Source organism: Corynebacterium mastitidis DSM 44356, from assembly GCF_000375365.1.
Classification (GTDB): domain Bacteria; phylum Actinomycetota; class Actinomycetes; order Mycobacteriales; family Mycobacteriaceae; genus Corynebacterium; species Corynebacterium mastitidis.
Map to the genome: position 1 here is coordinate 149,077 of NZ_AQXB01000007.1, position 17,057 is coordinate 166,133.

Annotated in this window: 26 protein-coding genes and 1 tRNA gene; 13 read left to right on the plus strand and 14 right to left on the minus strand. The window is 69.9% G+C overall.

The annotated features are described in order from the left end of the window. Positions 1-5: 5 nt before the first annotated feature. A complete protein-coding gene (locus tag B140_RS0109370) occupies positions 6-1,211 on the minus strand; it encodes an MFS transporter (RefSeq protein WP_018119103.1) in 1,206 nt (401 codons plus the stop codon). Positions 1,212-1,320: 109 nt separating this feature from the next. Between B140_RS0109370 and B140_RS0109375 the strand changes: the two genes are divergently transcribed. The 3 genes from B140_RS0109375 to B140_RS14575 all read left to right on the plus strand — a co-directional run bounded on the left by B140_RS0109375 (position 1,321) and on the right by B140_RS14575 (position 2,885). Continuing rightward, positions 1,321-1,917 (plus strand): DNA-3-methyladenine glycosylase I, encoded by a 597-nt coding sequence (locus B140_RS0109375; RefSeq protein WP_018119104.1) that lies wholly within the window; start codon positions 1,321-1,323, stop codon positions 1,915-1,917. Positions 1,918-1,984: 67 nt separating this feature from the next. Beyond that, complete coding sequence (locus tag B140_RS0109380; protein WP_026166194.1) at positions 1,985-2,551, plus strand: hypothetical protein; 567 nt, start codon at positions 1,985-1,987, stop codon at positions 2,549-2,551. 202 nt (positions 2,552-2,753) lie between these two features. Next, positions 2,754-2,885 carry a hypothetical protein gene (locus tag B140_RS14575; RefSeq protein ID WP_018119107.1) on the plus strand — a complete coding sequence of 44 codons (132 nt, stop codon included), beginning with the start codon at positions 2,754-2,756 and terminating at the stop codon, positions 2,883-2,885. Positions 2,886-2,926: 41 nt separating this feature from the next. Here the strand turns inward: B140_RS14575 and B140_RS0109395 are convergent, their stop codons facing one another. The 8 genes from B140_RS0109395 to B140_RS0109430 form a co-directional block, all read right to left on the minus strand. Continuing rightward, the gene (locus B140_RS0109395) at positions 2,927-3,133 is read right to left on the minus strand and encodes a hypothetical protein (protein ID WP_018119108.1); all 207 of its coding nucleotides are present in this window, start codon (positions 3,131-3,133) and stop codon (positions 2,927-2,929) included. Positions 3,134-3,245: 112 nt separating this feature from the next. Continuing rightward, positions 3,246-3,608, minus strand: a complete 363-nt coding sequence (locus B140_RS0109400) for a hypothetical protein (RefSeq protein ID WP_156801732.1) — start codon at positions 3,606-3,608, stop codon at positions 3,246-3,248. Positions 3,609-3,650: 42 nt separating this feature from the next. After that, complete coding sequence (locus B140_RS0109405; protein ID WP_156801733.1) at positions 3,651-4,325, minus strand: Fic family protein; 675 nt, start codon at positions 4,323-4,325, stop codon at positions 3,651-3,653. A 102-nt stretch (positions 4,326-4,427) separates the two neighbouring features. Then, positions 4,428-4,503: transfer RNA gene (locus B140_RS0109410), tRNA-Ala, on the minus strand. Positions 4,504-4,557: 54 nt separating this feature from the next. Then, entirely contained in the window at positions 4,558-5,580 is a 1,023-nt protein-coding gene (sepX, locus tag B140_RS0109415; protein ID WP_018119111.1) for a divisome protein SepX/GlpR, read from the minus strand. Positions 5,581-5,658: 78 nt separating this feature from the next. Next, entirely contained in the window at positions 5,659-6,258 is a 600-nt protein-coding gene (locus B140_RS0109420; protein ID WP_018119112.1) for a GNAT family N-acetyltransferase, read from the minus strand. Beyond that, positions 6,255-7,517, minus strand: a complete 1,263-nt coding sequence (glp, locus tag B140_RS0109425; protein ID WP_018119113.1) for a molybdotransferase-like divisome protein Glp — start codon at positions 7,515-7,517, stop codon at positions 6,255-6,257. The genes B140_RS0109420 and glp overlap by 4 nt, the downstream gene beginning before the upstream one ends. Before the next feature lie 37 nt (positions 7,518-7,554). Next, a complete protein-coding gene (locus B140_RS0109430) occupies positions 7,555-8,466 on the minus strand; it encodes a UTP--glucose-1-phosphate uridylyltransferase (RefSeq protein ID WP_018119114.1) in 912 nt (303 codons plus the stop codon). A gap of 62 nt (positions 8,467-8,528) precedes the next feature. Between B140_RS0109430 and B140_RS12445 the strand changes: the two genes are divergently transcribed. The 3 genes from B140_RS12445 to mscL are packed head-to-tail and all read left to right on the plus strand — an operon-like array spanning position 8,529 to position 10,145. Then, entirely contained in the window at positions 8,529-9,107 is a 579-nt protein-coding gene (locus B140_RS12445; protein ID WP_169332535.1) for a 5-formyltetrahydrofolate cyclo-ligase, read from the plus strand. Further along, positions 9,104-9,688, plus strand: coding sequence for an SAF domain-containing protein (locus B140_RS12450; protein WP_018119116.1), 585 nt, complete (start codon positions 9,104-9,106; stop codon positions 9,686-9,688). The genes B140_RS12445 and B140_RS12450 overlap by 4 nt, the downstream gene beginning before the upstream one ends. A 19-nt stretch (positions 9,689-9,707) precedes the next feature. Beyond that, positions 9,708-10,145 (plus strand): large-conductance mechanosensitive channel protein MscL, encoded by a 438-nt coding sequence (mscL, locus tag B140_RS0109445; RefSeq protein ID WP_018119117.1) that lies wholly within the window; start codon positions 9,708-9,710, stop codon positions 10,143-10,145. A 121-nt stretch (positions 10,146-10,266) separates the two neighbouring features. On the opposite strand, the gene B140_RS0109450 is transcribed toward mscL, so the two are convergent. The 5 genes from B140_RS0109450 to B140_RS0109470 form a co-directional block, all read right to left on the minus strand. Beyond that, positions 10,267-10,815: a MogA/MoaB family molybdenum cofactor biosynthesis protein gene (locus B140_RS0109450; protein WP_026166195.1), complete on the minus strand. Its 549-nt coding sequence runs from the start codon at positions 10,813-10,815 to the stop codon at positions 10,267-10,269. 10 nt (positions 10,816-10,825) lie between these two features. Next, the gene (locus B140_RS0109455) at positions 10,826-12,010 is read right to left on the minus strand and encodes a S1C family serine protease (RefSeq protein ID WP_018119119.1); all 1,185 of its coding nucleotides are present in this window, start codon (positions 12,008-12,010) and stop codon (positions 10,826-10,828) included. Between the two features lie 139 nt (positions 12,011-12,149). Beyond that, positions 12,150-12,323, minus strand: a complete 174-nt coding sequence (gene rpmF, locus B140_RS0109460; RefSeq protein WP_018119120.1) for a 50S ribosomal protein L32 — start codon at positions 12,321-12,323, stop codon at positions 12,150-12,152. A gap of 20 nt (positions 12,324-12,343) precedes the next feature. Further along, a complete protein-coding gene (locus B140_RS0109465; protein ID WP_018119121.1) occupies positions 12,344-12,616 on the minus strand; it encodes a type B 50S ribosomal protein L31 in 273 nt (90 codons plus the stop codon). A gap of 76 nt (positions 12,617-12,692) precedes the next feature. Continuing rightward, a complete protein-coding gene (locus B140_RS0109470; protein WP_156801735.1) occupies positions 12,693-13,502 on the minus strand; it encodes a CPBP family intramembrane glutamic endopeptidase in 810 nt (269 codons plus the stop codon). 98 nt (positions 13,503-13,600) lie between these two features. Here B140_RS0109470 and B140_RS13015 point away from each other — a divergent pair, with 98 nt between their 5' ends. From B140_RS13015 to B140_RS0109505, 7 genes are all read left to right on the plus strand, one after another. Then, on the plus strand, positions 13,601-14,638 hold the full coding sequence (locus B140_RS13015; RefSeq protein WP_018119123.1) for a sensor histidine kinase: 1,038 nt from the start codon (positions 13,601-13,603) through the stop codon (positions 14,636-14,638). Continuing rightward, complete coding sequence (locus B140_RS0109480) at positions 14,623-15,225, plus strand: response regulator (protein WP_018119124.1); 603 nt, start codon at positions 14,623-14,625, stop codon at positions 15,223-15,225. Before B140_RS13015 ends, B140_RS0109480 begins: the two co-directional genes overlap by 16 nt. 95 nt (positions 15,226-15,320) lie before the next feature. Further along, positions 15,321-15,557 (plus strand): 50S ribosomal protein L28, encoded by a 237-nt coding sequence (gene rpmB / locus B140_RS0109485; protein ID WP_018119125.1) that lies wholly within the window; start codon positions 15,321-15,323, stop codon positions 15,555-15,557. A gap of 3 nt (positions 15,558-15,560) precedes the next feature. Further along, on the plus strand, positions 15,561-15,725 hold the full coding sequence (gene rpmG, locus B140_RS0109490) for a 50S ribosomal protein L33 (RefSeq protein WP_012359793.1): 165 nt from the start codon (positions 15,561-15,563) through the stop codon (positions 15,723-15,725). 3 nt (positions 15,726-15,728) lie between these two features. Further along, the gene (gene rpsN / locus B140_RS0109495) at positions 15,729-16,034 is read left to right on the plus strand and encodes a 30S ribosomal protein S14 (protein ID WP_018119126.1); all 306 of its coding nucleotides are present in this window, start codon (positions 15,729-15,731) and stop codon (positions 16,032-16,034) included. A 12-nt stretch (positions 16,035-16,046) separates the two neighbouring features. Further along, the gene (rpsR, locus tag B140_RS0109500; RefSeq protein ID WP_018119127.1) at positions 16,047-16,295 is read left to right on the plus strand and encodes a 30S ribosomal protein S18; all 249 of its coding nucleotides are present in this window, start codon (positions 16,047-16,049) and stop codon (positions 16,293-16,295) included. A gap of 76 nt (positions 16,296-16,371) precedes the next feature. Beyond that, on the plus strand, positions 16,372-17,049 hold the full coding sequence (locus B140_RS0109505) for a hypothetical protein (RefSeq protein ID WP_026166196.1): 678 nt from the start codon (positions 16,372-16,374) through the stop codon (positions 17,047-17,049). Positions 17,050-17,057: the final 8 nt, after the last annotated feature.

The window sequence follows — 17,057 nt, forward strand, 5'->3', positions numbered from 1 at the left end:
CTAGGCTACCTTGCCTGCCGGGCCAACTGCGCGTCCACGTTGCCCTCGCGCCCGGCGAACCAGCCCACTACTCCCATCAGCACGCTGCTGAGCAGCAGCACCCACAGGATCGGCCCCCAGCTCCCCAGCGCCTGGTGGGCCGCGCCCACCAGCAGCGGCCCACCGGCGGCCAGGAGGTAGCCGACGGACTGGACGAAGGCCGAGAGCCTGGCCGTGACCTCCGGGGCGCTGGTGCGCGCCGGCATGAGCGCGAGCGCCATGAGGAAGCAGAAGCCGCCGATGCCCAGCAGCGCGGACCACAGGTAGGGCGCGCTCATCGGGGCGTAGATCAGCCCCAGGTATCCGGCCGCCGTCGAGGCGGCGAAGCCCACGATCACCCAGTGCGCGTGCGCACTGCGGGCCGCGATGCGCGGGACGATCAGCCCGCCGACGATCCCGAGGCCGCCCACCAGCGCCAGGCCCACCGAGGCCACCCGGGGGCTGGCCCCCGCCTCCGCCAGGACGGTGGGTAGCCAGCCCATCTGGATGTAGGCGTTCATGGACTGCAGGCCGAAGAAGGCGGTGATGGCCACCGCCAGCGGCGAGCGCCACAGGCTGCCCCGGATGGGGTCCGGGGTGCGGGAGGGCGCGGCCTGCGTGCGCGCGGAAAGGATCAGCCGCCCCCACACCGGGAGCTGCAGCGCCGCCACCCCCGCCCAGATCCACAGCACCCCGCGCCAGGAGTCCGTGAGCATGGGAGACAGCGGGCCGAGGAACATGCCCACGCTGAGCACGGTGGTGTAGATCGTCATCAGCCGCACCGCCGCGAGCCCGCCCGCGCCCTTGATCCACGCGGGCAGCAGCACGTTGACCAGCGCGATGCCCATCACCACCAGGCCGGTAAGCGCTATGAACCCCCACATGCTGCCCATCACCGGCCGCAGCGCCTGGCCCAGGACCTCCAGCGCCATCGCCAGCAGCAGGGTTCCCGTGAGCCCCAGGCGGCGCGAGAGCGGCACCGCCGCCACCCCAAAGAGGGCGAAGCAGATGCCGGGCAGCGCGGTGAGCAGCCCGGACAGGGTGCCGGGGGCGTCGTACGCGGCGGAGATCCGATCCAGGACGGACCCCACGGCCACGATGGCCGGGCGCAGGTTCAGGGCGGCCAGGCCGACCGCCAGGGCGAGGATGAGGGCGTGGCGTCGTGGGGTGTGCTGCTGTGGGCGTGCGGTCAAGGTACCTCCATATACTTGTAGGGATCTTCTTCCCCGCACTCTAGACCTCCCCTCCCGCACGCCCCCACTGAGGGGAACCCGACAACGCCGCGAGGAGTCTAATAGCACCATGAGCACCGACGGCACCATCCTCTGCGAGGACGGCCTGCGCCGCCCGCCCTGGGCCACCGCCTCCGCCCTCCTGCGCGAGTACTACGACACCGAATGGGGCATGCCCGTGCGCGACGACCGCGGCATGTACGAGCGCCTCACCCTGGAGTCCTTCCAGTCCGGCCTGTCCTGGGCCACCATCCTGGCCAAGCGCCCCGCCTTCCGCCGCGCGTTCTGCGGCTTCGACCCCGAGGCGGTGGCCCGGTACGGGCCCGCCGAGGTGGAGGGGCTGCTTGCCGACGCCTCCATCGTGCGCAACCGCCGCAAGATCGAGGCCGCCATCGCCAACGCCCGCGCCACCTTAGACCTGGTTCCCGTGGGCGGGCTCGCGGAGCTGGTGTGGTCCTTCCGGCCCGAGACCACCCCGGCACCGCGCACGATGGAGGAGGTGCCCACCCGCTCCCCCGAGTCCGCGGCGCTGGCGGCGGCGCTGAAGAAGGCGGGGTTCCGCTTCGTGGGGCCCACCACCATGTACGCCCTCATGGAGGCGGTGGGGGTGGTGGACACGCACCTGGTGGGGTCGTGGCGGCGCGGCAGCTCGGGGGTGTGGGGGTAGGGTTCGGCGCTTGGCGGGGCGTCAACCCTACATTGACAGAAGTGTCAACGTAGGGTTGACTATGGGCGTGGACAGCATACGCCAAGCACAACAAGCCATCGAGGCCGCCCAGCAGCAGCTCCACCGCGCCGTCCACGCCGCCCGCGCCCGGGGCTCCTCCTGGGCCGAGATCGGCGCGGCCCTCGGAGTCTCCCGGCAGGCCGCCTTCAAGAGATTCGGCGCTCCCATCGACCCCAGAACAGGAAAACCCATGCGCACCCGCCCCGTGACAATCCTCATCGACCTCACCGAACGGCTCTTCGCCCACATCGACGCCCAGCGATGGGACGAGGCCGCCGCCCTGCTCCACCCCGACGCCCGCAAGGAACTCACCCCCGAGGTGTTCCTTCAGGCATGGACCTCCACCATCGGGGACTACGGCGACTTTGACGGCTGCCGCGACACCCTCGTCACCGCCGCCAGCCGCACCAACGCGCGAGAACCCCTCCACGGGAGCGTGGTGGGCACCGCCGTGGGGGTGACCACCCTGCACTTCGAGGCCGGGGAATGCCTCGGACGGGTGTCCTTTACCCCCGACGACCTCATCGACGGCGTCTACCTCCTGCCCACCGACGCAAAGGAGAGCCACTTCTAACCATGTCCCCCCTACGTCCGCGCCCTCCTCGCCTTCAAGGTCCTCTTCGCCCTCGGCGGGCGGATCCTCTCCGACTTAGCCAGCGGAATCATCCCCGCCTCCGCCGGGGCGATCATGGTGTATCTCCTTGCGCCCCGGAAGGAAAAAGAACGGTAGCCTGGCCCGCAGGGGCAACCGGCCCTGGAAAGCGAGGTGATTGAGCGTGACCGACTCCTCCAACAAGGAAGAGAAGAAGGACCACCGCAGCGCCATTACCGGGCGCTACGTCAAGGAGGCCACCGCCGAGCGTCACCCCAAGACCACGGTGTCCGAGACCCGCTCCGAGAACAAGTAGCGGACGCGGTTAACCCGGCGCGAGTGCGCGCCGGGTTTTTGCTATTCGCCGGGCTCGGAGGCGGAGAAGGTATAGGAATACGTCCACTCGTTGTGCACGGTGAGTTCGTAGGAAATCCCCCGCTCGTGCGCCTCATCCACAAGCTGATTGATCTCCTTGCGGTTAAAGTGGCCCTGCACCGCGATCAACAGCACGATCAATGCGAACACCCACGCGGCGAAGGCCCCGGCGATCATGGCGGTGCGCATCCTGCTTCTCCCCCTTCTCTTGCGGTTTAAGGCCAACTGCGCGCTGTCCCAGCGTGGGACGACGACCACCGGCCGCATTCTTCCTCCAACGATACCCATCACATCGTTAGGGTCACCGCTCCTGGCGGTCCCCCAGCAGCGTGAATAACAAGGCCGCACAGAAAAAGGCGATGGTGTACTGGCTTATGCGCGACGGCTCCGTCTCCGCGAGGGCCATGGAAAAGGAGAAACACACGAGCGCCACCGCCCCGCACGTCACCGCCACGAGTTCGGGAAACCCCAGCCCCGCAGAGCTAAAGAGAATCTTTTTCCTTGCCGCGCGCACGATCACGCAGGAGATAATGGTGATGGCGGGAACCACGGCAAAGGAAATGAGATTGCCCCACACGAACCCGGCCGCGAGCACCCCAGCGCTCACCGCGAGCATGAGGCAGGAAAGAACAAAGAATACCCTTCTCCATACGCGCGACCTCATGGCCGCGATTATGGCATAGGAAGCGCACAGGCGCCTCCCACATCACAACGGCTGCGCGGATTCCTCCAATACCGCGATGAGCGGCGCGGCGTCGTCCCGCATGAACAGCTCGGTGAGCGCCTGGTGCCACTCCAGTTGCTTGTTCCCGGACACGGTGAAGGGCATGTACCCGTGGGCCACCAGTTCCAGGCTGGCGGTCATCACCGCCGTGCGCTTGTTCCCGTCCCAGAAGAACTGCGCCCGGGCCATGAACGGCACCCGCAGGAGGGCGCGCCGCGCGGCCTCGGTGGGGGCGTTGCCCTCCCACCAGGCCCATACCTCGTCCAGTTCCTCCCGGGAGGGCGCCTGGTAGTCCCCCTCCGGGGTGCGGACGATCCCGCCGCGCCCGCCCAGGGAGGTTCGAGAGCGGGACACCGTCCCGTTGATCCGCTCCGCGATCTCCCGGGTCACGGGGGTGCGTTTTTTCGCCTCCCGGACCACCAGGCCCCACGCCTCCGCGATGGCCCGCACCTCGTCCAGATCGTGCAGCGGGTGGCCTCCCACCGTCATCCCGGACATGATGGTCTGCACCTCGGGAAAGGTGAAGTTCAGGCCCTCCAGGCGCGCGGTGGACCAGGTGGCAAAGGGGTGGTTCTTCAGCAGCGCGTGATATGCGGCGTCAAAGCCCACGCGGGGCAGATCCGGGAGAGGGCAAGGATGAGAAAAACCACCGAACATAGCCATCACCTTATCCCCTCTCGCCGCGTTCTCACTTCGCCTTCATCCCCGCATGGATATAGCAAAACCCGCCTGCGCGATCTTCCGCGCAAGCGGGTTTTATGGTGGAGCTAAGGGGAATCGAACCCCTGACCTTTGCATTGCGAACGCAACGCTCTACCAACTGAGCTATAGCCCCAATGCCTGAGTACTTTACCCCCTCCCCCACGGATTCGACGAACCAGCAGGTCAACTACACCGCGGCGCGCCTCTCGTAGGCCCCGCGCGCGTCCGCCACGCGCTCCCGGGTGGCCGCCGCGCGCGTCTCGAGGTGATAAAAGTCCGGGCTCTCGTCGTCCATCTCCACCACCACGGCGCCGGGGCGCAAAAGCTGGCGGGGGATGTGCAGCGCCTCGTCGTCACGGTGGCGCACGCCCATGCGGGCGCGGCGCAGTTGCCTGATCCGGCGACGGCGCAGCGCCTCCTCCTGGCGCACCTGGGAGCGCAGGGCGAGCAGGTAGATGAGCAGCAGGAGCGCGCAGGCGCCCGGCGCGGCCCACACCCAGCCGCCGAAGATCACGGCGAGGACGAGGGCCAGGGCGGTGATCCCGCCCAGCCCCATGAGGGTGCGCTGGCGGCGCTGGTAGCGGTCGGCGGAGTTGGCGGCGTCGGTCTCCGGGTCCCAGCCCCCGCGCCCGCGGCGGCTGGCGGCGAACTCCAGCTCCTCCTCGCTGAGTTCCTCCTCCGCCTCGTCCTCGTCCGGGTCCTCGGCCCGCTCGCCGGGCTCCCCCTCGGCCTCCGGCTTCGCGGGGGCGTAGAGCAGGTCCTCCGGGGTGGTGTGCGTCTCGTCCACCTCGTAGGTGTCCCCCTGCTCCTCGGGGGCCACGGCCTCCTCTTGAGGTTCTTCCGCCCCGTCGGCCTCCGCGCTCTCGGAGCCCTCGGCGGCCTCCAGCTCGTGCACCACGTCCCCCTCCAGATACACCTCGGGCACGTCCTCCTCCTCGGGGGTGGCGCGCTCGCTCACCGCCACCTCCTCGGGGGCCACCACCTCGTAGTCCTCGGCGGGTTTTTCCTCGGTGTAGTGGATGTCCTCGGCCTTGATCCTGGGCTTGCGGCGCATGGTGCCGGTGGGCGTGGTGCCGCCCTCGTAGACCACGCGGGTCTCCTCCAGGGCCTCCCCGGTCTTGCGGATGGGCTTGTTATCCCTTTGCAAAAGCGGGATCAGCACAAAGAGCCAGAGCACGATGATGAGGAGTATCAGCAGGCCACCGGTCACGAGATTGCACCTTCCAGGGTAGGGGAAAACGTTTGTAGGATAACCGGCGCCTCCCCCGGCAAAGCCGAGGCGCGCCGATCAGCGGATCAGCCCGGCGCGCCGCAGCCTGCCCAGGCAGGTGCCCGGCGGGTCCCCGGCCACCAGCGCCACAAAGTGATGGTCGCGCCAGGCGCCGTCGATGTGCAAGTTGGCGCGCAGGTAGCCCTCCTCGCGGTAGCCGTTGCGCCCCAGCACGGTCCCCGAGGCGGGGTTGCTGGGCAGGTAGGTGGCGGTGACCCGGTGCAGCCCCAGGGTGGCCAGGGCGTAGTCGGTGCCCAGGGCGCAGGCGGCGGTGGCCACTCCCCTGCCGGTGCGCGCGGCGTCCACCCAGTAGCCGATCCAGCACTCGGAGGCGGTGCCGCGCTGGATGCCGCCCAGGGTAAGCTGCCCGGCGAACTCACCGTCCACCTCGATGGCCAGGGGCACGGTGGTGCCCTCCTTGGCGCAGCGGCGCAGGTGCTTGTAGTAGCGCCGCCACTGCGCCGGGGTGTGGTTCTCCTCCCAGCCGCCGCGCAGCGTGGGCTCCACGGGGCGCAGAAAGGGCTCGTTGAGGATGCGGATCTGGCACCACGCGGCGCCGTCGCCGCGCCGCAGGGGGCGCAGGCGCACGGTGGCGCCGTCGAGGAGCACCGCCCTCATGAGCCCTGGGCGAGGAACAGGACCTCCACGATGTCCCCGGGGCGGATCTCCGCCGCGGCGTCGGGAATGCGGATCATGGCGTTAGCGGCGGACAGCCCCGCCAGCAGGTGCGCTGGCGCGCCGGTGGCTCCCCCGAGGCCCTCCACCAGGTAGTCGTGCGTCTCGGCGTCGCGCATGAGGCGGGCGCGCACGAAGCCGCGCCGCCCCGGGATGGAGGTGACGTGGTTGAGCGCGCGGGCGCGCACCACGCGGCGCTGGGAGTTGCGCTTGCCCAGGCACAGCCGCACCAGGGGGCGCACGAAGACCTCGAAGGTCACCAGGGCCGAGACCGGGTTGGAGGGCAGCAGGAACACCGGCACGCGATCCTCGCCCAGCAGACCGAATCCCTGCACGGAGCCGGGGTGCATGGCCACGCGGGTGGTGTCGATGTCCCCCAGCTCCTCGAGCACCGCGCGCACCCGCTGCGAGCCGGTGCCGCCCACGGCCCCGGAGATGACCAGGATCTCGCTGCGCATCATCTGCCCCTCGATGATCTCGCGCAGGCGGCGGCTCTCGCCCTCCGCGATGCCCACCCGGTGCACGTCCGCGCCGGCCTCCTTGGCGGCGGCGGACAGGGAGTAGGAGTTGACGTCGTAGACCTGCCCCAGGCCCGGGTCGCGGTGGATGTCCACCAGCTCCGCGCCCACGGAGATCAGGGAGATGCGCGGGCGCGGGTACACCAGCACCTTGGAGCGCCCCACCGCCGCGAGCAGGCCGATCTGCGCCGGGCCCAGCACCGCGCCGGAGGAGACCGCCACGTCGCCCTTGTTCACGTCGTCGCCCACGCGGCGCACGAAGTCCCCGGAGCGCACCGCCCTGTTGGCGGAGACGCGCTTGCGCCCGCGATCGCTCCAGTCCAGGGGCAGCACGGCGTCGGCCAGGGTGGGCAGCGGGGCGCCCGTGTGCACGCGCACCGCCTGCTTGGGCTGCAGGCGCAGCGGCTGCTGGGACCCGGCGGCCACCTCCCCCACCACGGGCAGGGACTTCTCCACAGGCACCAGCGGCCCCACGGAGGAGCTCAGGCCCCGCTCGCCGCCCACGTCCACGGCGCGCACGGCGTAGCCGTCGATGGCCGCCTGGGCAAAGCCGGGCAGCGGATCGCTGGCCTGCACCTCCTCGGCGCACATGAGGCCGAGCGCGTCCGCAATGGAAATGCGCACGGGCTCGGGCGTCACGGCAGCGTCCGCCACCAGGGCTAGCTGCTCGTCCACGGACCGCACTCGCAGCCTCCTTATCCTCGATTGCTCCCCAAATACCCTAGCCCTCGTGGCGGGCCAGGATCTCCGCGATGGCCTTCTTCAGCCCCGGGCCGTACACGGGGTGGCTCAGCCCAAAGTCCACGCAGGCGGGGATGTAGCCGCCGGGGTTGCCCAGGTCGTGCCGGGTGCCCTCGTGGATCACCACGTGCACGGGGTGCCCCTCGGTGATGAGCAGCTCGATGGCGTCGGTGAGCTGCAGCTCCCCGCCCTTGCCGGGGGTGATGCGCTGCAGGGCGTCGAAGATCGCGCGGTCCAGCAGGTAGCGGCCGGTGGCCACGAAGTTGGAGGGCGCCTGGGCGGGGTCCGGCTTTTCCACCATGCCCACCACGCGCTTGACGTCCTCGCGCCCGGTGTCCTCCACGTCAAACACACCGTAGTTGTACACCTCCTCGTGCGGCACCACGAAGGCGCACAGCACGGAGCCGCCGTACTCGGCGCGCACGGCGGCCATCTTTTCCATCACGCCCACCGGAAGCACCAGGTCATCCGGGAGCATCACGGCCACCACGTCCTCGTCCGCGTCCAGCACGGTCTCCGCCAGTCCCACGGCGTGGCCCAGCCCGAGGGGGCGCTCCTGGGTCACCGGGACGGCGTCGATAATGCCGCTGGCGTGGCGCACCTTGCGCAGCTGCTCGTCCTTGCCGCGCGCGTGCAGGGTCTCCTCCAGGTCCGGGGCGGGGGCAAAGTGCGCCAGCACGCCCTCCTTGCGCGGGGCGGTGATCACCGCCAGCCGCGAGGCCCCCAGGGACGCGGCCTCGTCCGCGATCAGCTCGATGCCGGGGGTGTCCACCACCGGCAGCAGCTCCTTGGGAACCGTCTTGGTGGCGGGAAGGAAGCGGGTGCCCAGCCCGGCGGCGGGAACAACGACCGTTTTGACCGCGTGCGGGTGTTCCGAAGTGGGTGCATTCATAAACCCTCACCCTACCCATGTATGCGCCTCCCGCCATGCAGCGCCACGGTAACCTGGGGCAGGTGAGCAAAGAAGAGCTGCGCCGCGCCCTGACCCGCGCCCGGCGCGCCCGCCCCGCCAAGCGGGAGGAGGACGCCGCCCTGGCCGCGCAGTGCCTCCGGCTGCTGGGCCGCTGCTCCCCCGGTCCGGTGGCCGCCTACCATCCCCTGCCCTCCGAGCCCGGCCACGGTGCCCTGCTCCCAGCCCTGCGCGGCACGGGCAGGGACATCTACCTGCCGATCAGCCTCCCCGGCGGCCGCCTCGCCTGGGCGCTCGACGGCCCCTCCCGCCCCGGCCATCTGGGCATCCCCGAGCCCGCGGGCCCGCGGCGCGGCACCGAGGCCCTCGCCTCCTGCGCCCTCGTCCTGGTGCCCACCCTGGGGATCAGCCCGGAGGGATACCGGCTGGGCAAGGGCGGCGGCTACTACGACCGCGCCCTGGCAGACCTGGCGGCCCTGACGGCACTAGCCCCGCCGCGCCCGCCCATCGCGGCCCTGGCCTACCCCGAGGAGATCATCCCGGTGCCCGTGGAGCCCCACGATCAGGCGGTGGACTACATCGTGGAACCGGGAGGGTGGCGCGCCAAGTCCAAGGGGGTATGATCTCCCGACTCCTCGCCACCCTGCGCACCCCCGGCTGGCGGCGGGTGGTGCTCCTGCGCCGCGCCGCCGCCGGCCTGATCCTGGCCCTGGCGGCGGCCCTCGCGCTGCGCCCCCAGGGCACGCCCGCGCTGTTCTTCCGCGCGGACGTGCCCACCGGCCGGGAGATCGCCGCCGGGGACGTGGAGGTGCGCCGGTCCGCCGACGCCCCCGCCTCGGTGTTGCGTGACCCGCAGGACGCCATAGGCAAGGTGCTCATCGCCCCCGCCGTCCCCGGGGAGCCGGTAACACCCACCCGGCTTCTCAGCCCGGCGGCGCTCGACGGCCAGGTGGCGGTGCCCGTGCCGCTTTCCGCCCCGGAGCACGTCCTGCACCACGGCGATGTGGTATCCGTGGTGGCCCAGGGCGAGCAGATCATCGCCACCGGGGCTAAGGTCTTATTGCCTCCCGACCCGGAGAACACCTCGGCACTGCTCGCCCTGCCGGAGGAGGCCGCGGCCCGCGTGGCCACGGCCGCCCTGTCCACCCCGCTCACGGTGCTTCTCACCACGGTGAGATACAGTTCACCCCACACCGTCCCCTAAAATATCCCAGGAGGTTCCCTTGCTTAAGGGCTTTAAGGACTTCATTCTGCGCGGCAACGTCATCGAGCTGGCGGTCGCCGTGGTCATCGGCTCCGCCTTCACGGCCATCGTGACCGCCTTCACCGACAACATCATCAACCCGCTCATCGCGGCCCTGGGCACCAGCCCGGAGGTGGACGGCCTGGCCATCGAGCTGCGCGCCGGGGACGCCGCCACCCGCGTGGACTTCGGAGCCGTGATCACCTCGGGCCTGAACTTCCTCATCATCGCCGCCGTGGTGTACTTCATCCTGGTGGCCCCGATGAACAAGCTCAACGAGATGCAGGCGCGCCGCCACGGCGTGGAAGAGGACGAGGAGGAGAAGGTCTCCATCGAGGCGGGCCTGCTCTCCGAGATCCGCGACCTGCTGAAGGACCAGGAAAGCCAGACCGGGGGCGGCGCTCACCGCGCCGAGTGAGGCGGGCGCTGCCGCCGAAAGAACTCCTCGCTGCGGGCCTCGAAGAAGGCCCGGTGCGGGGTATCGGCGCGGCGATCGATGTGACGCGCCGGGCTCGGGCGCACCGCGCGGCGCTTGGGCCTCACGGCAGCTCGTCAATCACGTGGTGCACCAGGGGGGCCAGGGTGGCCATGCCGTCGCGGATGGCGGGGCGGGAGCCCGCCAGGTTCACGATCACGGTGGAGCCGGATACCCCGGCGATGCCCCGCGAGGTGGCCGCGTCCACCGCGCCGCACCCCAGCCCCGAGGAGCGCAGGGCCTGCGCGATGCCGGGCACGAGCTGATCCAGCACCGCCCGGGTGGCCTCGGGCGTCTTGTCCCGGGGCCCCACCCCGGTTCCGCCCACGGTGAGCACCAGGTCCACCCCGCCCACCACGGCCGTCTCGATGGCCTGGCGGATGCGGGACTTCTTGGCCTTGACCGCCACAATCCCGCCCACCGTGAACTCCGCCTCCGCGAGCAGCTCGGCCACCAGCGCGCCGGTCTCCTTGTCCTCGGCGTCGTTGACCAGCACCACCAGGGCGTTGTGGCGCGCCCGGGGCTGATCCTCCCGCTCCGAGGCCAAAAGATACCCGGGGTCCGGTTCGAGATCGGGCAGGGGGAAGGACGCGGCGGCCAGGCTATGTTCCATATCAAACAACTTAGTCCTCCGTGAGCGTGACCTCTACCGGGTGGGGCTCGCCCTCCCCCTGCGAGGTCACCTCCAGCGTCACGGTCTCCCCGAAGTCGTGCGAGCGCACGGCGGCGATGAGGGCGTCGGAGGAGTCGATGAGGCGGTCGTTGAGCTTGGTCACCACGTCGCCCTCCTTAAGCCCGGCGCGCTGCGCGGGGCTATCCGGGGACACCCCGCCGATCACCGCGCCCTTGACCTGCGGGCGGTTGGGGTAGTTGAGGTCGTCGCGCAGCACGTTGACCCCCAGCATCGGCTGGACGGCCTCGCCGTCCTGCACGAGCTGATCGGCCACACGCTTGGCAAAGGTGGAGGGGATGGCAAAGCCCAGGCCGATGGAGCCCGACTGCCCGGTGCTGCTCAGGGAGGCGATGCCCGAGTTCATGCCGATGAGGTTGCCGTTCATGTCCACCAGGGGGCCGCCGGAGTTGCCCGGGTTGATGGCGGCGTCGGTCTGGATGGCGTCGATGAGCGAGGACTCCCCGCCCGTGTCCGAGGCCCGCACCGGGCGGTTTAGGGCGGAGACGATGCCCGTGGTCACGGTGGAGGCCAGCCCCAGCGGGGAGCCGATGGCGATGACCGACTGCCCAACCTGCACCTGGTCGGAGTCCCCGAAGGAGATGACCGGCAGGTCCTTGACGTCGCGGATCTTGATCACGGCGATGTCCGTGGCGGCGTCCGCGCCCACCAGGTCCGCCGGGTGGACGCTGCCGTCGTTCAGCGTCACCTGAAGCTGCGCGTTGGGCTTGCCCGCCACGTGGGCGTTGGTGAGCACCAGGCCGTCGGAGGAGATGATGGAGCCGGAGCCCTCCTCCCCGCCCATGGCGCTGGCCACCTGGATGGACACCACGGAGGGCAGCACGGACTGTGCCACCTGCTCAGTAGAGCCCTCCGGGGCCTCGCGGTGGGCGGTCTGCTGCACGTTCGGCTGCTGCAGGGAGTTGACCACCGGGGAGTCTCCCCGCTGCTGGTCGAGCACCACGCCGGTGATCGCCCCCGCCGCCACGGCGGAGGCGGTCATAAGCGCCACCGTGGGAAGTACCCCGAAGGCGAGCCTCTTCCTCTGCGGCGCGGGCTCCGGCTCGCGCCAGCCCCAGTTCTGCTCGGCGGTCTCGGTGATCTGCGTGTTCTCCGTGCGTGCCATGTTCTCGTTCATGGCACCCGATTATGCACCCCGGCGCTGGCCCTTCACTGCCACGGGGGTATCAGCTCCATGAGAGATTCTGCACGTTTGCTGTGCGCTTAGTGCATAAAAAAATAACGCCCCGCGTCGCGGGGCGTACAGGTGGAGCGTCCTAGAACTGCTCCACGTCCACCAGGCCAAGCTGGGCGGCCTTGACCAGGCGGCGCGGGATGCGCACGGTCTGGCCGTCAATGGTCACGTCCTGGAGGGCAACGTTGTCGGCCTTCCACTGCGAGCGGCGCGAGTGGGTATTCGCGCGGGACTTGCGGAACTTAGGTACTGCCATTTTCCTCTTCCCTCCTTACCTTAAGCCTGGGTCTTCTTCTTGCGGCGAGCCATGCCACCGAAGCGGCGCTGGAACTTCTCCACGCGGCCGGCGGTGTCCATGACGCGCTGGGCGCCGGTCCAGAACGGGTGGGACTCGCTGGTCACGTCCACCACGATGAGGGGGTACTCGTTGCCGTCCTCCCACTCCACGGTGCGGCTGCTGGTGGCGGTGGAACGGGTCAGGAACTTCTGGCCGGTGCCAGCGTCCTGGAACACCACCGGGTGGTAATCCGGGTGGATATCCTTCTTCATATTTCTCGATTCCTAAGGTTGTACACTAGGTCGGTTCCCCAGGGGGATCGTGCCTAGGTTGGCTCGGTCAAATCCTTTAGCACCCTACTATATGGGGCTTGCGTTGCGAAAATCCCCGCCTGCGCAGGATCACCGCCGCTGCCAGCGCCTGCAGCCCGCCCAGGAGCAGCACCCACGCGGCGTCGAAGCCGTGCGCCGCCACCAGCGGCGGCGTAAGACTGTTGACCATGTGCATGCCGCCGTGGGTGGCCACCCCGCCCCACACGGACCCCGTGGTCAGGCGCAGCGCACCCGCCAGCAGCCCCATCCCCAGGGGCAGCGCCAGGTAGACCACCCGATCCCCCAGCCCCTCCTGCCCGCCGGAGGAGACGAGGTGCACCACGGTAAACGCCGCCGTGGTCCAGGCCAGGGTGAGGCGGAGGCGATCCCGGGTGACGTCGGCCAGCCAGCCCCGGTAGATCAGCTCCTCCGGCAGCGCCTGGAGAATATAGGAACGCACGAAGGCAAAACACACGCTGCCCGCCAGCACCCACCCGGTGGGGTACTGACCCAGGAACTCCGTGGTGGCCTCGCCGCACAGGTAGCCGATCCCGGCGTAAAGAAGGTGCGCCAGCAGGGTCAGCGGCACGACGATCGCGGTGCCCAGCCAGAAGGCCCCCGGCCGCGCCAGGAGCGCCCGCCACGATCTCCCCTCCACCCAGCGCACCCACGCCGCCGTGCACGCGACGATCAGCAGGCAGCTCACCAGGTACCACCCCGCCACCGCCACGGGGTTGTCCTCGCCCCACGGGCGCGCAGCGTTGCCCGCGAGGAGAATCCCGAAGGCCACCGCCGCCCACAGCATAAGGCCCCACCAGTTCACCGGAATACGCGGAAAAGTTCTCATGCCCTTAAGCCAACCGCCGCCGCGGCCCCCGCGCCAGGCCCCGTGGTCACCCATAATCATGACCCCGGTCATGGGCGACCCCCGGTAGCGTGAGGACCATGCCCGCCGTCTCCCGCTTTTACCTGCGCCTGCTCTTCGGCCTGGCGCTTGTCCTCTATATATTGGCCTTCCTTGGCTCGCCGCGCGCGCCGCTCGGGGCAGCCCTGGGCCTGTGTCTGTGCGCCCTGTGGGCGCTGTGGTCGCGCGGGGTCGCCCCGCTCCTCACCGGCCTCGCGTTCTCCCTGACGGCGCTGGCCTGCTACCTCACCGCCAACTGGGTCTCTAGCTCCCTCGTCCTCTTCCTCGCCATCCTCGTGCTCGTGCTCGGCATCCACCGGGCGGCGGGGCTCGCCTTCCTCGCGCTGGTCACGGCGCTGACCGGCGGCATCCATCTCCAGGCGGGCGAGCCTACCCGAGCGCTCACGGAGTCCCTCACCATCGGCGCGCTGCTGGGCGTGGGTTACGCCTTCGCCGCACAGATCCAGCAGCTCCAGCGCCAGTCCGCCATCGAGCGCGATCTCCTCCTCTCCCGCGAGCGCGAGCGCACGGCCCGCAGCCTCCACGACGGCCTGGGGCACCGCCTCACCGCCATCATCCTCGGCATCGACGCCGCGCTGCGGCTGCCCGCCGAGGAGGCCCACCGGGAGCTGACCAGGGCGCGCGGCACCGCCCGCGAGGCCCTCGACGAGATGCGCGCCACGGTGCGGGCCATGACGCCCCTCGAGCTGCGCGACGGCGACCTCCTGCGCGCCCTGAACTCCGTGGCGGAGTCCTTCTCCTCCACCGCCCTGCGCGTGCGGGTGGTCGGCGGTGGCCAGCCGCCGGAGCCCCTGGCGCTGCTGGCCCTGCGCTTTACCCAGGAGGCCCTGACCAACGTGGTGCGCCACAGCGACGCCGGCGCCGTGCTCATCGAGGTAGAGGCCAGCCCGGCAGGGCTGCGAATCCGGGCCCAGGACGACGGCTCCCCCGCCGAGTTCTCCCCCGGCTACGGGATCTCCTCGCTGGACCGCCGCGCCCGCGAGCTGGGCGGGCGCGTCACGGCGTCGGCGGAGAAGGGCTTTAGCCTGCTCATGGAGGTGCCATGCGCGTCATCCTGATCGACGATCACCGGGTGGTCCTCGACGGACTGCGCATGGTGCTCGAGACCTTCGCGGACGTGGAGGTGGTGGCCACCGCCACCGACGGCTCCCTGGTCGGCGCCCTGATCCGCGCGCACCGGCCGGACATCGTGGTCACCGACGCCGCCATGCCCGGGTGCGGCGGGCTTGAGGTGCTGCGCGCGGCCCACCCCGTGCCGGTGCTGGTGCTTACCACCTTCGACCAGCCGGGGTTGGTCTCCTCCCTCATCGAGGCCGGCGCCGCCGGGTACATCCTCAAGGGGGTCTCCCCGGAGGAGCTGGTCGCCGCGATGCGCGCGGCGCTGGGCGGCGGCCTGGTGCTCGATCCCCGGGTGGCCTGCTACGCCCGCAGCGAGCTGGCGCTGCTGACCCGCACGGAGCGCGCCGTGGCGCGGCTGGTGGCCCGGGGGCTGAGCAACAGGGAGATCGCGGGGGAACTCGTGCTGGCGGAGGGCACCGTGAAGAATCACGTCTCCGCCCTGCTGCGCAAGCTGCACGCCCGCGACCGCACCAACCTGGCCCTCCGGCTGGCCCGGCAATTAGGAGATTTGGGCCCGGGGCGCTAGGATTGCCTCTTGCTGTTGTCGAAAAACATTCGTCTTCGCCCCCGTCTGCTGACTTTTAGTGCTTTGACGTGGGCGGCTAGGAGAAAGTTACACCCATGTCGGCTATTTGCCAGGTCACGGGACGCAAGCCGCAGTTCGGCAAGTCCGTCTCGCACTCGCACCGCCGTACGTCGCGCCGTTGGAACCCCAACATCCAGCGCCGTCGGTTCTACCTGCCCTCCGAGGGCCGTACCATCACCCTGAACGTTTCCACGAAGGGCCTGAAGGTCATCGATCGCGATGGCATTGAGGCCGTGGTCGCCAAGATTCGAGCTCGTGGGGAGAAGATCTAACAGATGGCACGTAATGACATTCGTCCGATCATCAAGCTGAAGTCGACGGCTGGCACCGGTTACACCTACGTCACCCGGAAGAACAAGCGCAACAACCCGGATCGCATCACGCTGAAGAAGTACGATCCGGTAGCCCGCAAGCACGTCGAGTTCCGCGAGGAGCGATAATTCATGGCTAAGAAGTCCAAGATTGCCAAGAATGAGCAGCGCAAGGAAATTGTCGCCCGTTACGCGGAGCGTCGCGCCGAGCTCAAGGCCATTATCAAGAACCCGAACTCTTCCGACGAGGAGCGCCTGGACGCGCAGTTCGAGCTGAACCGCCAGCCGCGCGACGCCTCCCCCGTTCGTGTTCGCAACCGTGACTCCCACGACGGCCGTCCCCGCGGTTACCTCCGCAAGTTCGGCCTTTCCCGCGTGCGCATGCGCGAGATGGCTCACCGTGGTGAGCTGCCGGGTGTCCGTAAGTCCAGCTGGTAGGAGTTGCAGAAAATGAAGCGTAACAACGCCAAGCGCGCTCGCGTGGAGCAGAGCCGCCGCCCCAAGAAGAATCCGCTGAAGGCAGCGGGCATTGAAACGGTGGACTACAAGGACATCAACACCCTTCGTCAGTTCATCTCCGATCGCCACAAGATTCGCTCGCGTCGCGTGACGGGCCTGACCCCGAAGCAGCAGCGCGAGGTCGCCACCGCCGTGAAGAACGCGCGCGAGATGGCTCTCCTGCCGTTCACCAGTCGCTAACTGGGAAGAATCACAACAGCGGGTTAACCCGCCCACTCTCCGAGTGGGCGGGTTACTGCCGTTTATGCTGGTATGCATGCACCCCTCGCTGACCGACCTCGCCCGGCAGGCCCCCGCCTGCGCCACCCTCGCCCAGGCCCGCGGCATCATCGCGGAGTCCGAGGAGCTCGCCCGCAACGCGCTTAACCACGGGGAGACCGCCGTGGCGGTGGCCCGCTGGTACTCCGGCATCGTCACCAGCCTGCTGGCCTCCCCCGCCCTGGCGGACCTCACCCCGGTCACCCCGGTGGGGGCGCTCGCGCGCGGCGAGGCCCTGCCCTCCACCCCGCTGCTGTGGGTCTGCGAGGGGCCCAGCGAGCAGTCCGCGCTCTGGGAGCAGGCGCGGGACCTTACCGCCCCGCCCGCCCCGCCCTCGCTCGATCGGGCCCTGGAGCAGCGCCCGCCCACCATGCGCACCATCGACGGCCTGCCGGACCTGGACTCCCCCGTGCACATCCAGGATCACCTCATCGCGCCCGCCGCCACGCTGCTCCAGTGCGAGATCACCGAGGAGGAGCGCGAGGCCCTGCTCCAGGCGTGGACCACCGGCATGGAGCTGGAGGCGCAGCGCTGGCGGGATCGCGTACCATCCGCATTGAGGGCCCGCGAGCTGCCCGCCTTACAGCGCAGCGCGTTCGGCGCCGCGGCGCGATCGGTATCCCTGGTGATCCGCTCCGTGGCCGCACGCAATAACATCAGCATGGACAACCGCTAAAGGAGGCA

Coding starts and splice junctions, on each gene's coding strand:
- rpmF (WP_018119120.1), bottom strand. CDS start 12,323: ATGGCAGTACCTAAGTTCCGCAAGTCCCGCGCGAATACCCACTCGCGC.
- B140_RS0109450 (WP_026166195.1), bottom strand. CDS start 10,815: ATGGAACATAGCCTGGCCGCCGCGTCCTTCCCCCTGCCCGATCTCGAA.
- B140_RS0109430 (WP_018119114.1), bottom strand. CDS start 8,466: ATGAATGCACCCACTTCGGAACACCCGCACGCGGTCAAAACGGTCGTT.
- B140_RS0109470 (WP_156801735.1), bottom strand. CDS start 13,502: ATGAGAACTTTTCCGCGTATTCCGGTGAACTGGTGGGGCCTTATGCTG.
- B140_RS0109420 (WP_018119112.1), bottom strand. CDS start 6,258: ATGAGGGCGGTGCTCCTCGACGGCGCCACCGTGCGCCTGCGCCCCCTG.
- B140_RS0109455 (WP_018119119.1), bottom strand. CDS start 12,010: ATGAACGAGAACATGGCACGCACGGAGAACACGCAGATCACCGAGACC.
- rpmB (WP_018119125.1), top strand. CDS start 15,321: ATGTCGGCTATTTGCCAGGTCACGGGACGCAAGCCGCAGTTCGGCAAG.
- B140_RS0109395 (WP_018119108.1), bottom strand. CDS start 3,133: ATGCGCACCGCCATGATCGCCGGGGCCTTCGCCGCGTGGGTGTTCGCA.
- B140_RS0109405 (WP_156801733.1), bottom strand. CDS start 4,325: ATGTTCGGTGGTTTTTCTCATCCTTGCCCTCTCCCGGATCTGCCCCGC.
- B140_RS0109400 (WP_156801732.1), bottom strand. CDS start 3,608: ATGAGGTCGCGCGTATGGAGAAGGGTATTCTTTGTTCTTTCCTGCCTC.
- B140_RS12450 (WP_018119116.1), top strand. CDS start 9,104: ATGATCTCCCGACTCCTCGCCACCCTGCGCACCCCCGGCTGGCGGCGG.
- rpmG (WP_012359793.1), top strand. CDS start 15,561: ATGGCACGTAATGACATTCGTCCGATCATCAAGCTGAAGTCGACGGCT.
- B140_RS0109505 (WP_026166196.1), top strand. CDS start 16,372: ATGCACCCCTCGCTGACCGACCTCGCCCGGCAGGCCCCCGCCTGCGCC.
- rpsR (WP_018119127.1), top strand. CDS start 16,047: ATGAAGCGTAACAACGCCAAGCGCGCTCGCGTGGAGCAGAGCCGCCGC.
- B140_RS0109480 (WP_018119124.1), top strand. CDS start 14,623: ATGCGCGTCATCCTGATCGACGATCACCGGGTGGTCCTCGACGGACTG.
- B140_RS13015 (WP_018119123.1), top strand. CDS start 13,601: ATGCCCGCCGTCTCCCGCTTTTACCTGCGCCTGCTCTTCGGCCTGGCG.
- rpsN (WP_018119126.1), top strand. CDS start 15,729: ATGGCTAAGAAGTCCAAGATTGCCAAGAATGAGCAGCGCAAGGAAATT.
- B140_RS0109465 (WP_018119121.1), bottom strand. CDS start 12,616: ATGAAGAAGGATATCCACCCGGATTACCACCCGGTGGTGTTCCAGGAC.
- B140_RS0109375 (WP_018119104.1), top strand. CDS start 1,321: ATGAGCACCGACGGCACCATCCTCTGCGAGGACGGCCTGCGCCGCCCG.